This is a genomic window from Allofournierella sp. (genome assembly GCF_048388525.1).
Lineage (GTDB): Bacteria > Bacillota > Clostridia > Oscillospirales > Ruminococcaceae > BQOK01.
In genome coordinates this window covers 1-15,220 of the sequence record NZ_DBGCTQ010000098.1, presented here as the reverse complement: position 1 = coordinate 15,220, position 15,220 = coordinate 1, and the positions used below count along the sequence as shown (strand labels likewise).

The 15,220-nt window shown below is 64.3% G+C and carries 11 protein-coding genes and 1 pseudogene; 4 read left to right on the top strand and 8 right to left on the bottom strand.

Annotated features, from left to right (window positions below; all coding sequences use genetic code 11):
- Positions 1 to 3 precede the first annotated feature (3 nt).
- From ACMLHZ_RS11670 to ACMLHZ_RS11635, 8 genes are all read right to left on the bottom strand, one after another.
- Positions 4 to 1,440: a sialate O-acetylesterase gene (locus ACMLHZ_RS11670; protein ID WP_418667867.1), complete on the bottom strand. Its 1,437-nt coding sequence runs from the start codon at positions 1,438 to 1,440 to the stop codon at positions 4 to 6.
- A 25-nt stretch (positions 1,441 to 1,465) separates the two neighbouring features.
- Entirely contained in the window at positions 1,466 to 3,274 is a 1,809-nt protein-coding gene (locus ACMLHZ_RS11665; protein WP_418667866.1) for a sialidase family protein, read from the bottom strand.
- A gap of 74 nt (positions 3,275 to 3,348) precedes the next feature.
- Complete coding sequence (locus ACMLHZ_RS11660; protein ID WP_418667865.1) at positions 3,349 to 4,263, bottom strand: aldo/keto reductase; 915 nt, start codon at positions 4,261 to 4,263, stop codon at positions 3,349 to 3,351.
- Positions 4,264 to 4,284: 21 nt separating this feature from the next.
- Positions 4,285 to 5,190 (bottom strand): dihydrodipicolinate synthase family protein, encoded by a 906-nt coding sequence (locus ACMLHZ_RS11655; protein WP_418667864.1) that lies wholly within the window; start codon positions 5,188 to 5,190, stop codon positions 4,285 to 4,287.
- Positions 5,191 to 5,368: 178 nt separating this feature from the next.
- Positions 5,369 to 6,598: a DegT/DnrJ/EryC1/StrS family aminotransferase gene (locus tag ACMLHZ_RS11650; protein ID WP_418667863.1), complete on the bottom strand. Its 1,230-nt coding sequence runs from the start codon at positions 6,596 to 6,598 to the stop codon at positions 5,369 to 5,371.
- Positions 6,599 to 6,754: 156 nt separating this feature from the next.
- A complete protein-coding gene (locus ACMLHZ_RS11645) occupies positions 6,755 to 8,488 on the bottom strand; it encodes a hypothetical protein (protein ID WP_418667862.1) in 1,734 nt (577 codons plus the stop codon).
- 62 nt (positions 8,489 to 8,550) lie between these two features.
- The gene (locus ACMLHZ_RS11640; protein ID WP_418667861.1) at positions 8,551 to 9,483 is read right to left on the bottom strand and encodes a carbohydrate ABC transporter permease; all 933 of its coding nucleotides are present in this window, start codon (positions 9,481 to 9,483) and stop codon (positions 8,551 to 8,553) included.
- A 21-nt stretch (positions 9,484 to 9,504) separates the two neighbouring features.
- The gene (locus tag ACMLHZ_RS11635) at positions 9,505 to 10,479 is read right to left on the bottom strand and encodes an ABC transporter permease (protein WP_418667860.1); all 975 of its coding nucleotides are present in this window, start codon (positions 10,477 to 10,479) and stop codon (positions 9,505 to 9,507) included.
- Positions 10,480 to 10,829: 350 nt separating this feature from the next.
- Between ACMLHZ_RS11635 and ACMLHZ_RS11630 the strand changes: the two genes are divergently transcribed.
- The 4 genes and pseudogenes from ACMLHZ_RS11630 to ACMLHZ_RS11615 all read left to right on the top strand — a co-directional run.
- Entirely contained in the window at positions 10,830 to 11,972 is a 1,143-nt protein-coding gene (locus tag ACMLHZ_RS11630; RefSeq protein ID WP_418667859.1) for a Gfo/Idh/MocA family protein, read from the top strand.
- Between the two features lie 26 nt (positions 11,973 to 11,998).
- A complete protein-coding gene (locus ACMLHZ_RS11625; RefSeq protein ID WP_418667858.1) occupies positions 11,999 to 12,838 on the top strand; it encodes a class II fructose-bisphosphate aldolase in 840 nt (279 codons plus the stop codon).
- A gap of 5 nt (positions 12,839 to 12,843) precedes the next feature.
- Positions 12,844 to 14,358: a xylulokinase gene (locus ACMLHZ_RS11620; RefSeq protein ID WP_418667857.1), complete on the top strand. Its 1,515-nt coding sequence runs from the start codon at positions 12,844 to 12,846 to the stop codon at positions 14,356 to 14,358.
- 4 nt (positions 14,359 to 14,362) lie between these two features.
- Positions 14,363 to 15,220: pseudogene (locus tag ACMLHZ_RS11615) on the top strand (hypothetical protein); the annotation flags it as partial.

Here is a 15,220-nt window from a genome sequence, read left to right as displayed (position 1 = left end):
GTTTTATTGTGTGGCCGTGCCCGCGTTCGGGGCCTGGCGCGCGGGCACGCCGTAGAACGACAGCATGGCGATGCGCATGCAGTCGCAGGGCACGGCAATGCCTGGGTTCATGCGCCAGGCACCGTGCAGCCGCACCTTGCCCGCAAGCGGCCGCTCAAAGGTGATGGCAAGGCCGTCGCGGCTCACCGTATAGGCCGCGGGTGCGGCAAGGCCCGCGTCGTCCTCGGCCTCGAAGGGCAGCAGCGCCGGGGGCACCTCGAAGGCGTTGATCCAGTTGCGGATGCGCGAAAAATGCACCTCGATCATGTCCGGCGCGGTCTGCACCACGGTTTCGGGCTCGGGGGCCCTCCAGTCGGTATCGCGGCCGTAGCACACCGCCAGGGCCGCCAGCGCGCAGCGCTCGCCGATCACCAGGTTGGACTGCGAGGCGTTGTGAATCGAGTCGTAGAGCGCCTGGTCCGCGGCGGGCACCACGGTCACCCGGTCCAGCACATGGGCTGCCTGGCGCTGCGCCTCGCGCACCATGCCCCACTGGCGGTCCCGCGCCTCAAAGGCGGGCTCCAGGCTGCGGTTGAGCTGTACGGTGATGAAGGGCAGCTCCGGCTGGGCCAGCGCCTCGCGGGTGCGGCGTACCAGCGCGGTGAACCGCTCAAGATAGGTCCCGGCGCTGCCCTCGTAGCCCTCGGCTTCGCCCTGGTACCAGAGCACTGCCCGGGGGTGCAGCTCGTAATCGGCCAGCATCTCCAGCATATTGGCAAACAGCGCCCCGTTCTCCTCCGGGTTCCACCAGCGCAGCGGCGCGCCGCCATAGGCGCAGGGCACCAGCCCAATGGGGTACCCCAGCTCCCGTTTCAGGCGCTTGGCAAAGTGCAGCCAAGGGCTGTGCCCGGGGTTGTGGTTCTCGTAGTGGCCCAGGTGCACCGCGCCGGTGGTCTCGCCCAGCGGGTGGGTGGCCAGCTCCCACCGGGCGCTCGCGCGCAGCACGTGCACCCCCAGCTCGGGGTCGTCGGCAACGGGGTTTTTTGCCCGGCCGGCCGCGTTGCTCTGCCCCGCGATCACGAACACGTCCCCCACGCCGATGTTGTGCACCATGTCGCCCCTGGTGCAGGACAGGCCGTCCCACCCTTCGTATTCCATATAGGTCTCGATGCGGTACAGCCCGCCCGCGGGTACGCGGTCGAAACATACGCTCCAGTGCTCGCCGTCGGGTACCTCGCACACCGTCCAGGGGATCACCGACTCGCCGGTGCTCTCCAGCGCCACCCGGGCCTTCACCACCGCGGGCCGTGCATCCACCTGCTCGAATTGGAGCGGCAGCTCCTGCGAAAGGTGCACAAGGTGGTAAGCGCCCTCCAGCCGGATCGCCGCGGTGCCGTCCGCCCCCTGCTGAAAGATCTGCCAGGGCACAGCGCCCTTTGTAATGGTAACGCCAAAGTTCATAACGGTCTTCCTTTCCGCGGGCGCTTTATTCATACCAGTCGCCGCCCGCCATCACCTTTACCCCAGCCAGGGGCCTGGGCGCGTGCACACTGTGGATCCATTTGTACCGCCCGCCGTCCTTGTACAGCGCGCCGCACCGGGCAAGGCGCTGCACGGCCTCGGGCGCGAGCAGTCCCTCGGGCAGCAGCTCGCCGTCGCCCGGCAGGGCCGCCAGGGCCTCCAGCGCGCCGGGGAACCGCTCCACAAACCCCGGCGAGAGGTACAGCACGCCGCCGGCAAAGTACGCGTCGTAGGGGTACGGGGTGCGGCGGCGGGGCGTCAGGGCCAGCACGGTCATCTGGGGGCCCCGGCAGGGGCGCACCGCGCCGTCGCCGGGGCACACCACATCCACGTTGTAGGCCAGGTGGATGTCGGCCACGCCGTCGTACCAGCCGGCCGCGGCCACCGCCCGGCCTGTCTCGTCGGTGCGCACGCGCTGGCGGCGGGGCGCGTTTTGCTGAGCCGTGGTGTTCACGCTGCCGTCCTCGTTCCAGTAGGTGTTGAAGCGGAACTCCACCTCCTGCCCGGCCAGCGGCCGCCCGCCCTCGGTAAGGCGGGCGCAGAACCGGTTTTCGTAACGGCTTTGGTCGGGCGACAGCATGCGCTCCAGCGAAAGCCGCGCGGCCTTTGGCAGGTCCGCCGCACAATCGGGCCGGAACACCTGGGCGCAGATGACCATATCCTTTTCGCCAAAGGCGTTATCGCCGCCCACATGCCCGTAAAGGCCCAGACGGCCGTCCGGCAGGGCAAGCAGGCAGGGCTGGTAAAGAAAGTCGAAGCAAAAGCCCGGCTCGATGCGGGTCCAGTTCTCGCCATAATCGTTCGAGAGGGAAAAGCACTTGTTGCGGCGGTAGCCCACAAGGCACCCATGCCGCTCGTCCCACGCGATGGTCTCAGGCACGTAGCCGCCCTGGGGGTCCCGCGCCGGGTCCTCGGGCGCGCCCGCGCCGATGGGGTACAGGGTGCCGTTGAGCCAGCCGTCCGGCGAGGGGGCGACGAATTGCCGCCCCACCAGCGTGCCCTGCACGTCCCCTGCCAGAAAGAGCAGGCGGCCGTCGGGCAGCTCAGCAAAATCGAACTCGTGGGCGCCGATGCCCGGCAATATGTAGTGCGGGCCGCTGAAATTGCGGCCGTTTTCGCTGGTGAGGAAGAACGGCTGTATCTTGCTTTCGTATGTTTCGCCCGGCAGCATGGTGTTGCGGGTGGCGCGCTCGCGGCCCGGGCCCCAGGGCGTGCCGTACAGGCTTGCCAGCACCACGATGGTGCCGCTACGCAGGCGGCGCACCCGCCACAGATAGGGCGCGGTGCCCTGCAGCAGACGGCGCAGGTCGGTCCAGGTCTTTCCGCCGTCCCGGCTTTCCCGCACGCGTAACCAGTCGCTCCAGCCGGTGCCCTCGTTGTTGTGGCGGGGCACGTCGAACCCCACGATGCGCCCATCGGGAAAGCCCACGTTGCAGAACGAGCCCTCCTGGCGCGGGCAGCGGCCCGTTTCGGTAAAGTTCACCCCGTCCGCAGAGCGCATGTACACCCGGTAGGAGCGCTGGTGCGCGCTGCCGCTTTCCACCGAGCAATAGGAGACCGGCACGCCCGCGGCCTCGGCATATTCCAGCCGGGGCGGGGTGAAGTATGGGTTTTCAGCCTCCAGCGTTTCATCGAAGGAAAGGCCCACCGAGCCGTCGCCGTAAGAAAAGGCCGTGGCCCAGGCCACAAAGCCGGGGCGCTTGGCGGGCGCGTATACGAGGGTTTGCTCAAATTCCCCGCGCCAAAAAATCTTGTCCACCGAAGTTTGGGCCATCACGAGCACCTTCCTTTTTCCGTTTTACAGTGCGGAGTTTTTGCTGCGCGGCCGCAGAGGACCGGGGGGCGGGCTTACTCCACCGCGCCCACCGCCTCGTCGATCTGCGCCTTCCGCTTTACGCCCACCAGGGCGCTGACAACCCCGGGCTGGGCCAGCGCCCAGCGCAGCGCGTACTGGGTCATGGTGACACCTGCGGCCTGAGCGCCGGCGGCGCACCGCTCGATCACCTCGTAGGTCTCGTCGGTAAAGGGCTTGAGCCATTCCGGCTTTTCGGCCAGGCGGCTGCCCTCGGGCGCGGGCTGGCCCTTGCGGTATTTGCCGGTGAGCATGCCGCCCTGCAGGATCTGGTAGGGCACCACGCCGATGTTTTCGCGGGCGCACAGGGGCAGCAGCTCGGTCAGCGCGCCGGTGTTCAAAAGGCTCAGGGCGGGCTGGCACAGCGCCGGGGCGGGCACGCCCTCGTCCCTTGCCGCGGCCAGCAGCGCGGCGAGCTGGGGCGCGGTGTAGTTGCTCACGCCCCAGGCCCGCACGGTACCGGCCTTCAGCTCCGCGCCCATGGCGCGGGCAATGGCGTGGGGCTCGGTGTTCGCATCGTAGCGGTGCAGGTAATAAATATCCACATAATCCGTTTTCATGCGGGCAAGGCTGCGGCGCAGCTGCTCCCGAATGGCCGCGGGGCTGGTGTTTTCATCCTCGGGGGCGTCGCCCACCTTCATGCCCACCTTGGTGGCCACGATGTAATCGGCCCGGCGGCAGGCCACGGCCTCGCCTACGATCTCCTCCGCCACGCCGCCCGCGCTGCCTGCGGTGCGGTTGTAGCCCTCGTACATATTGGCGGTGTCGATAAAGTTGACGCCCCCGGCGGCCAGGGCGTAACGCACCAGCCGCACCGCGTCGGTGCGCTCCACCGGGCTGCCAAATGTCATGGTGCCAAGGCACACCCGGCTCACCTGCATATCGGTGCCGGGAATGTTCACATATTGCATGGGTCGGCTCCTTTCTGCGGCTTACAGCGCCGCAGCCATCGCTTCCAGGGTCTCCAGGTGAGCCAGCAGCTCCGCCTGCACGGTTTGGGGCAGCTTGCCCGGCTGCCAGGTACTGGGCCGCCGGAAGCACCGCTGCACGTAGCCCTTGGCCAGCATGAGTTCCTCAAAGGTATCCAGGATGCCCCCGTTCCAGCCAAGGGCCAAAAAGGCGGTAAACTCGTCCATGAGCGGCTTCAGGCTGTCGGCCCGGCCCTCGCGCACCCGCGCGTAAACCTTGGCGTACATTTCGGGCAGAAGGTTTGCCCAGGTGCCGATGCAGCCGTCCGCGCCGTACAAAAGGCCGGGCACCAGCATTTCGTCAAATCCAGAATACACCACTTTATCGGGATATTCCAGCACAACGCTACGCAAAAGGAAAATATTCCAGTCGCTCATCTTGATGCCCGCCACGCCGGGAATGTCCAGCAGCAGGCGCAGCTCGGGCATACCGGCCGTCATGCCGGTCACTCCGGGGATATAATACACGATCACCGGCGCGCCGGTGGCGGCCAGCGCCTTGTAATATTCCACGATTTGGGGCCATGCTTTTTTCGGGGGGATGCTTGCCACGGCGTGGGCGCCCAGCGCCACCGCCTGGCGCGCCAGTTCCACCGCCTCGCGCTGGCTGGTCTGGCCCACATGCACGATGGCCAGCTTGCCCGCCGCCAGCACCTGCGGCACCACCAGCGCCGCGGTCTCCAACCGCTCGGCCTGGGTCAGGTTCGCGGCGTCGCCCGTGCCGCCGTTGATGTACAGCCCCGCCACGTCGGCGGCCAAAAGCCGCGCAAGGTTTGCCTTGAGCGCGGGAACGTCCAGCTCGTCGGCCTGGCCACAGGGGTTCACCAGGGGAACCACCACCCCCTGGAAACGGGTCTTGTCAAAGCTCATAAAACAGTCCTTTCCGCCGCGGGGCCGGCCCCGGACAAAACGAAACCGAAAAGGCCGGTACCCCGGCGCCCCGCATGGGACGCCGCTGGCCCGTCGTCTTTTCGGCCGTTTCCCTGCTTTTAGAAAAAGGGAGAAGACGCAGCCCGCCCCGGCATTTTCTTTGTTTTGCTTTTTGCGCTCAGCCGCGCAGGGTCTTTACCGCGTCGATGAGCCCCTCGCACATGATGCGCATGCTCTCGTCGTCGATGCCGCACCACCAGGGGAAGGAGAAGCTGTTGTCCCACCAGGCGTCCAGCACCGGGCAATCGTAGGCGCCAAAGCCCTTTTTCTGAAACAAGGGGTAGCGGTAAAGCGGGTAATACTGCACGATGGCCCGCACACCGTAGGTTTTGGTGAGCAGGTCCAGCAGATCGTCGCGGGTCTTGCCGTACTGGCTGCCGTCGTAATGCATGATGTACTGGTGCACCACATAGCGCCCGCCGGGCACGACGCCGGGGAAGCTGATCTCGGGCACGTCCTGAAGCCATTCGCGTATCTTGCGGTCCTGCTCGATGAGGATCTCGTTGTTGGCGACGATGCTTTTGAGCTGCTCGGAGCCCAGCGCGCACTGCGCCTCGCCCAGGCAGAAGTTCTGGGGCCAGCGGTCCTGTAAAAATTCGTCCACGTTGCTCATGGCCGGCAGCCAATAGCGCTCGCGCTCGCCCTGGAACGCGCACAGCCCGTTGTGGCGGATGCCCGGCACGTTTTGGGCGATCTGGTCGTCGGAGCACACGAACATGCCGCCCTCGCCCAGGGTGGTCATGGTCTTGGCGGCGTGGAAGCTGAAGCAGCCAAAATCGCCGAAGGTGCCCACGTGCTGGCCGTCGATGCGGCAGTCCAGCGCCTGGGCGCAGTCCTCCACCACCTTGATGCCGTGGCGGCGGGCAATGGCCACGATGCGCTTCATATCACAGGGGATGCCCAGCAGGTGCACGGCCACCACGACCTTGGTGTTCGAGGTGATCTTGCGCTCAAAATCGTCCGGGTCGATGGTCCAGGTGTCCTTGTTGATGTCGGCCCAGACCAGCTTTGCGCCCAAATCGCCAAAGGGGATGGCCGAGGCGCAGTAGGTGTAGGCGGGCATGATCACCTCGTCGCCCGGCTGGATGTGGCAGAAGATGGCCGCCAGCTTTAAGGCGTTGGTGCAGTTGTTCACGCCAAAGGCGTATTTTGCGCCCACAAAGGCCGCGAAGTCTTTTTCAAATTTTTCCAGATATTTGCCCTGGGTCTGCCCCTCGGCGTTGCGCATCACATCCACCACCGCCTGGATCTCGGCCTCGGTGTAGGGGTGCTGCATCTGCGGAAAGATCACCTTGTAGCCCGCCACCCTGCCGCGGCCGGAAGGATCAGACAACTTTGCCTGCGCCATACTTATACCCTCCTATAGATCGTTTGTTGTTGTTTCCGCGCAGCAAAGCGCGGCGTTTGTTTTTTGTGTGCCCCGGGCGCCGTCATGCCGAAGCCCCGGGCATGGAGCCGCGCCCCCGAAAGGGCGCGGCGGTGTTGCATAAGGTCCTGGTAAAGCTTAGGCGGCGGCGCGGGCGGCGGCAATGGCTTCGTTCACCATGGTCTCCAGCTCGGCTGCGCCGGCAGCTTCGTACTCGGCCACATACTTGGGCCAGCCGGTCTCCACGTCCAGTTGACCGCCCACCATCTGGGTGAGGTACTGGTTGGAGATGTCCTGCAGCTTGGTGCGAATGTCGGCCGCCTCGGCGGGCAGGCTGATCATGTTGTAGTACATGGGCAGGTATTCCACCACGTCGTCCACGAAGCCGGAGACAACGCCCTTGGCGTAATCCACCAGCGCGGCGTCCTCTTCGGTGGCCCACTCGTTGCTGTTGTCGATGGGGTGGGACACGGCGGTCCACCAGTCGTTGTCGGCAAAGTTCACTTCATATTCGGTGCCGCTGAACATGTAGCTGAACCACACGTACTTGCAGCGGCCGTCGTTGTAGCCGTAGGGCGCGGTGGCCGCCTGCCAGAAGTCGGGGCCCTGGTCGTTGCGGTAAACATAGTTGGTGGTGTTGTGCACCAGATCCTGGCCCTCGGTGCTGGCCAGATATTCCACCAGATCCAGCACGCGGTCGGGGTGCTCGCAGCTGGTGGGGATGAAGTAATGGGCACCGATCCAGGTGCCGGTGGTGTAGGCTTTGCCGTAGTTGCCGCCCGAGGTCAGGGCGGTGCCCAGGGTCAAATCGCTCATTTTGGCGTCCGGGTTGGCGGCCGCCCAAGCGGTCTTATAGAAATCGCGGAACTGGCCGGGGTAGCCAAAGCCAAAGTCCGCCGCGCCGATCTTGCCGGCGCCGAAATCGGAGTACGCGTCGTCAAAGTCGCCCTTCACGCCAATGCCGGAGTCCAGACCGCCGGCAGCGTACATTTCGGCGAGCTGCTTTACAACTTCCTTGGATTTGTCGCTCACGGTAGCCAGGGTCCAGTGCTCGCTGTCGGTGCCAATGGTGCCGGAGGGGACAAAGCCGCCCCACGCGTCGCCCTTGGGCGCCTGGATGGTGGTGCCCTGCGGGGCGCCCAGGGTCATGTCGATCTGGCCCCAGTTGGTCAGCTTGTCGTTGCGGGGCCACCAGCCCACATAGCCGGCAGCGCCGGCTGCCTTGGTGTAGGCGATGAACTCTTCCACGGTGGCGGGCACCTTGCCCCCGTTCACCTCGTCCAGGATGGCCTGGTTGTAAGCGGGCACGCCCGAGAAGCTGGGGTCGGCAAAGGCGGCCACGGCGTAAATGGCGTAGGCGGCATTTTCGTCGCCGGTGTACAGGGCGTTATAGGCCTTGTATTCGTCGCTGTTGATCATTTTGTACAGGGTGGGGTAACGGTCCGGCTCGGCGTTCACGATCTCAGCGATGTTTACGACCAGATCCTCCTTGGACCACTGGGCGATCTTTTCGCTCTCGCCCCAGGTGGGGAACAGGTCGGCCGCGCCGCCGGTGAACAGCTCGGTCTGCATGCGGTCATCGAAGCCGTCGGTGCCGGTGTCGTACTCCAGCGTAATGTTCACGGCTTCCTCAATGGCCTTTTTGATGGGGTCATTCTCCATGCCGGTCACATCGTCGGTGCTGTTGCCGAACTGGGCAAAGCGGATGTTGATGGTTTCGCGGGCGGCATTGGGGTTCACGTCTGTGGGTTCACCCACAGACGTGCTCGACCCCGTAGGGGTGGAGCTGCCGGTGTTGCCGCAGCCCGCCAGCGCGGACGCCAGCACAACCGCCACCAGCACAAGTGCCAGAACGTGCAAATGCTTTTTCATGGTAATCCTCCTTGTTTCATGTGTATGTCTATTTTTCGCCCCGCCGGTGCGGCACAATGACATCATTCTTTTACTGCGCCCAGCGTGACCCCGCTCGTAAAGTATTTTTGCAGGAAGGGGTACACGCACATAATGGGCACCATGGCGCAGATGATGGTGCTCATTCGCAAGGCCATGGGCGGCGGCAGCTGCATGCCCAGCCCCACGGCGCCGTTGCGCACCTGGTTCATCATCGTTTGGTCCACCAGCATTCGCCGCAGCACCCAGGCAAAAGGCTGCAGGTTGGTTTTGTTCGAGATGAACATCATGTAGTTGTAGTAATCGTTCCAGTTGATGACCGCGATGAACAGGCTGATGGCCGCCAGCATACTGCGGCTCACCGGTATGACGACCCGGAAGAACACCCCGATGTCGGTGCAGCCGTCCAGCAGGGCCGCTTCCTCCAGCGATTTCGGCACCGAGTAGGAATAGTAGTTGCGCATGATGATGAAATATGTAATGTTGAGCGCGCCCGGTATCACCATGACCCAGTAGCTGCGCAAAAGGCCCAGGTCTTTGTACAGGATGTACTGGGGGATAAGGCCGCCGGTGAAGAACAGGTTGAACACCACCAGCGCGTTGATGAGCTTCATGCCTTTGATGTGTATCTTGCTCACACCATAGGCCATGCTGGCAGTAACCAGCACGCTGAGCACGGTGGCCAGCACCGTTTTGGTGACCGAGATCCACATGCTGTTGGTAAAGCTCTTGGTGCTGAAAATGGCTTTGTAATATTGCAGATCCACCCCGCCGCTGGGCCACAGCATCAGCCCGCCTTTTACAAACTCCTCGTAAGGCGTGACCGACGCCACCAGCACATACCACATCGGGTAGACGCATATCAGCGCAAAGCCGATGCAGAAGAGGAATACGAACACGTCGTAAAAGTTGAACCCCAGCACCTGGCGCATGCCCCGGCGGTAGCCGCCGTTTCTGCCTAGCTTGTTGAACTCCATTCGTAAGGCCCTCCTTTCGGCTTAGAATATGCCCTGAACGTCCAGCTTTTCCACGAACTTGTTGGCGCCTAGAACCACGATCAGACCCATGGTGTTCAGCACCAGGTTCATGGCTGTGGAAAGCTCAAAGTTCGTTCCCGAGCCGCCGAGGCTGATGCGGTAAATATAGGTGGACAGCACGTCGCCCGTACTGATGACGTAGTTGTTGTACAGGTTGTACACCTGGTCAAAGTTCGAAATAAACAGGCTGGCAAGCTGCAAAATGAGCATGATCATAACGCTGGGCAGGATGCGGGGGATGGTGATGTGCAGAAGCATGTCCTTGCGGTTCGCCCCGTCGATGGCGGCGCTTTCGTACAGCGCCGGGTCGATGCCCGAGATGGCCGCCAGATACACGATGGTGGAATAGCCCGCCGTCTTTATAATGTTGGTGACCACCAGGATCGTTCGGAACAGCTCCGGCCGTTTCAGAAAGTCCACCGGCTGCCCGCCCAGCGCGGCGACCACCTGGTTCACCACGCCGCCGATGTCGGCGGTGGAGGGGTATTCCAAAAACACCTGCACAAGGCCCGCAAAAATAACCCAGGAAAGGAAGTAGGGCAGGTACACGCAGGTCTGCACGATGGGCTTTATCTTTTTCATCTTGAGTTCGTTGATCATGAGCGCCAGGAACACATTAAAGGTAAAGCCGAACACCAGATTGTACAGGTTGATGACGACGGTGTTTTTGAACGCCCGGATAAAGTTCGGGTCGTCCAGCATTTCCTTGAAATGCGAAAGCCCCGCCCACGGGCTGCCCCAAACGCCCAGGCGTGGAGAATAATCTTTGAACGCGAGCTGGATGCCGTACATGGGCCCGTAATTGAACACGATCATAAAGACGAGCCCCGGCAGAACCAGCATATACACAAACCAATATTTGCGCATATAGGCCACAAAACGGTCAAAGCGGCTTTTCCCCTTGCGGCTCCGCAGAGCTTGTGTTTTCTGCTTCATTGAAAATCCTCCCGGGACACGAATTTATTAGTAATAATTTTGTTCAAATTTGCGGATAAAAACTTTATTATGTGCGCTTGACTTTAGTGGGTGTCTGTGGCACAATAGCGTTGAAGCCACTTGATTTCACTTAAACTATATCAGCAATTACCGGGGTTGTCAAGCAATTCCCCTTTCAAAAAGTTAATGCTTTCTTTAGTAAAATTTCACAATAAAAACAGCCAAAATCCACTAATAATAATGTTTTATTAGCTCCGCCAAACCGGCCAGGGCAGGCGGCAGGCCGGTTTGGCGGTGGCAGGGCTTTTTGCAGTTAATATGTAATATATACACGAAACGGAGGAACCGGCATGAAAAAAATCGGTTTTATCGGCTACGGCCTGCGCTCGGAAACCATGATGAAAGCCTTCCGCGCGCTGGAGGCGGAGGTCTGTGTGGCGGCCGTGGCGGACCCCCGGCGGGAAGAGATCGCCCGCCAGATGGCGCAGGACCCCTATTTTGCCTCCACCGCCTACTACGACGACGCGGATGAAATGCTGCTGCGCGAGGAGCTGGACGGCGTGTTCATCGGCACCCGCTGCTCGCTGCACACCCCTTATGCCTGCAAGGTGCTGAAGCTGGGGCTGCCGCTGTTTCTGGAAAAGCCGGTATGCATCACCCGTGCCCAGTACGAAGCCCTGCGCGCCGCGGCCGAGGGGCAGGAAAAGCGGGTGGTGGTGTCGTTTCCGCTGCGGCTGTCGGCCATCACGCTGGAGATGAAGCGCCTCGTGGCCAGCGGCGTGCTGGGCCGGCTCACTATGGTGCAGGCCGTCAACAACGTGCCCTACGGCAGCGTGTACTATCACAGCTGGTACCGCGACCCGGCCGAAACAGGCGGCCTGTTTCTGCAAAAGGCCACCCATGATGTGGACTACATTCATTTTCTCACCGGTGAGCGGCCGGCCTCGGTGTGCGCCAAAACCGCCAAGCTGCATTTCACCGGCGACCGGCCCGCGGGCCTGCGCTGCCCGGATTGCCCCGAGTACCGCACCTGCGCTGAGAGCAGCTATGTGGTGAAAAACATTCTCAAAGAGGACGTTCAGGGCGACTGGTGCTGCTTTGCCAAAGATACCGGCAACCAGGACGGCGCCAGCGTCATCTTCACCACCGCCAGCGGCATGCTGGTGAGCTACAACCAGAACTTTGTGGTAAAAAAGAACGCCGGGCGGCGGGGCGCGCGGCTCATCGGCACAAAGGGCAGCGCTGAGTTCGATTTTTACACCGCCGAGATCCGGCGCGACGATTATCTCTCCCCCCAGACCGTGACCCACAAATTCACCTTCCCCGCGGGCATGCACTTTGGCGGCGACGAACAGCTGGCGCTGGACTTTCTGCGGGTGCTTAGCGGTGGCGAGGCGCAGTCCGACCTTGCGGCGGGCCTGGTGAGCGCGGCAAGCTGCCTGGCGGCCCGTAAGGCGGCTGAGGAGGGGCGTTTTGTGCCCGTTGAATATTAACCCGAAATCTGAAGGAGGCTGACCCCATGCTGACCGATCTCAAAACCATTCTGGCCGACACCCGCGAAAAGCACTACGCGGTGGGGCTGTTCAACTGCGTGACCCTGGAAATGACCAAGGGCATTCTGGCCGCCGCCGAGGAGCTGCGCTCCCCGGTTATCATCGGCCCGGCCGAAAGCCTGCTGCCCGGCGCGTCCCTGGCGGAATACGCCGACCTGATGCTGGGCATGGCGCGGCGGGCCAGCGTGCCCGTGGCGCTGCACTTTGACCACGGCTTCACCCCCGAATTGGTGGAACAGGCCATCCGCCTTGGCTTTTCGTCGGTCATGTACGACTGCAGCATGCTGCCCTTCGGCGAAAACCTGCGCCGCACCCGCGAGATGGCGCGGCTGGCCCATGCCGCGGGCTGCTCGCTGGAGGCCGAGATCGGCCACGTGGGCTCCAACGGCTCGGCCGAAGAGGCGATCGCCCAAACCGTTTACACCGACCCGCAGGATGCGCTGCGCTTTGCCGCCGAGAGCGGCTGCGACGCGTTGGCGGTGGCCATCGGCACCGCTCACGGCGTTTACGCCGAAACGCCGCGGCTCAACCTGGATTGCCTTGCCAGAATCGCAGAAACCTGCCCCACGCCGCTGGTGCTGCACGGGGGCAGCGGCCTGTCGGACGCGGACTTCCGCGCCTGTGTGGCCGGGGGCATTTCCAAGATCAATATCTTTACCCACAACAACCTGGCCGCCGGGCGGGCCGCCCACGACCACTGGACCGCGGAGCGGGGCGCCTTTGAGCTGATGCCCCTGGTCACCGAGGCCGTAAAGCGCGAGACCGCGCACCACATGCGCGTGTTCGGCAGCACCGGAAAGGCGTGAGCGCCGTGGCAAGCCAAAAGCGCTGCATCGCCGCGCTGGACGTGGGCACCACTTCGGTCAAGGTGTGCCTGTTCACACCGCAGCTGGAGCTGCTGGCCTGCGCCGTGCAGGAGTACGCGCTGCACACCTGGGGCGAGTGCGCCGAGGTGGAGGCAGGGCAGTACAAGGCGGCGGTGCGCCAGGGGCTGCAGCAGGCGCTGGCAGCCGCGCCCGGCTGGGCCGTGGCCGCCGTGGGCCTTGCCACCCAGGGCGAAACGCTGGCCCCGGTCAGCGAGGCGGGCGAGGCGCTGCGCCCCTTCCTCGTCTGGCTCGACAGCCGGGCCGGCGCCGAGGCGGGCGAGCTCTCCCGCCTGCTGGGCGGCGCGGAATTTTACCGGGCCACCGGCCTGCCCGAGCCCACGGGCGCCCTGCCGCTGGCAAAGCTGCTGTGGCTCAGGCGCCATGAGCCCGCGGTGTATCAAAAAGCCCACAAATTCCTGCTGCTGGAGGACTATCTGCTGTTCTGGCTCACTGGGCGCTTTGTGAGCGAAAAGTCCATCCAGTCCTCCACCGGCTGGTTCAGCCTGCCGCTGGACGGTCTCTGGCCCGAGGCGCTGGCCGCGGCAGGGGTGGAGCCGCAAAAGCTGCCCCAGCTGGCGGAATGCGGCTCCGCGGTGGGCGGCCTGCTGGCACAGGCCGCCCGCGAGCTGGGCCTGCCCGCGGGCGTGCCGGTGGTGGCGGGCGCCATGGACCAGGTGGCCGCCGCGCTGGCCGCGGGCTGCGTGGAGCCGGGCGTGGTCACCGAGACCACCGGCACCGCGCTGGTGGCCGCCGCCTGTACCGACGCGCCGGTCTTCAGCGGGGGGCACCGGGTCACCATCTACCGCCATGCCCTGCCCGGCCGTTATTTGTACCTGCCCATCGGCAACACGGCGGGCATGGCGCTGCGCTGGTTCCGGGACCAGTTCTGCCGGGACCTGCCCGCCGGGGCCGAGGGCTATCTCGCTCTCGACGAGCTGGCCGGGCAGGTGCCCCCGGGCTGCGAGGGGCTGGTGTTCCTGCCCTTTTTGGCCGGCTGCGTGGACCCGGACAGCTGCCCCCAGGCCTCCGCCGTGTTTTTCGGCGCACATTTGGGCACCACACGGGCGCATTTTGTGCGCAGCGTATTGGAATCGACGGCGTTTTTGCTGCGGGACTTTTTTGAAATGCTGGCCGCCCTGGGCTGCCCGGCGCGGCAGGTGTACTCGCTGGGCGGCGGGGCGCGCAGCCCCTTGTGGCAGCAGATCAAGGCCGATGTGTGTGGCCGCAGCTTTGCCGTGCCCGCCTGCAGCGAGGCCACGGCTCAGGGCGCCGCGCTGCTGGCCGCCTGGGGCGCGGGCCTTGTGCCCGCCGGGCAGCTGCCGAAGGCGGGCCCCTCCGCGGTCTATCGCCCCCAAAGCGGCGCCGCGCCCGCCTACGGGCAGGCCTACGCCCTGTACCGGCGGCTGTACGCCGCTGTAAAACCGCTGTTTGAGCCTGCGCCGCAGGCCGAAAGGAGCTGACACCATGAATCAAAACACCCTGCCCCGCCTGGGGGTTCTGGCCCTGATGCTGGAGGGGTACGAGCCCCTGTTCCCGGGCATTACCCGGCGCCAGCACGCCTATGTGCAGCAGGTCATCGCCTCGCTGGAGGGCGCCGCCGACTGCGTGTTCCCCAAAGCGGCGCTGAACCGGGCCGACATTGAGGCGCTCACCGCCCAATACAACGCCCAGGAGCTGGACGGCATCCTGATCCTTCTTTTAAGCTACTCCCAGGGCCAGTACCTGGTGCGCGCCATGCAGCACAACCACCTGCCCCTGGCGCTGGCGCTGGTGCAGCCGGACGAAACGGTGGGCGACGACTTTGAAGAGCTGGACTTCACGGTGAACCAGGGCATCCACGGCTCGCAGGACAATGCCAACTGCCTTTTGCGGGCGGGCATCCCCTGCGCCTACTTTGCGGGCAGCCGCAAAAACGGCGAGCTGGCCGCCTTTGTGGCCGACTTTGGCGCGGCGGGGCGCACCCTGCAGCGGCTGCGCCGCATGAAGATCGGGGTCATCGGCAAGCTGGCCGGCATGGGCGACGTGATCACCGACGATATGGCCGTGTACCGCAAGCTCGGCCCGGAGTTCGTGTACGACTCGGTGGGCACCCTGCAGCGCTTCTGCTCCGCGGTAACGCCCGGGGATGTGGAGCGGCGGGTGGCCTACGAGCGCACCGTGTTTGATATCGACCCTGCCCTGCCGCCCGAGCGCCACGCCGAGGCCGTGCGCATGTATCTGGGCTTTAAGCGCTACCTGCAGGAGAACGGCTATGCCGGCTACACCGCCCATTTCGAGGAATTCGGCGCCGACGGCCGCTTTACCCAGCTGCCCCTGCTGGCC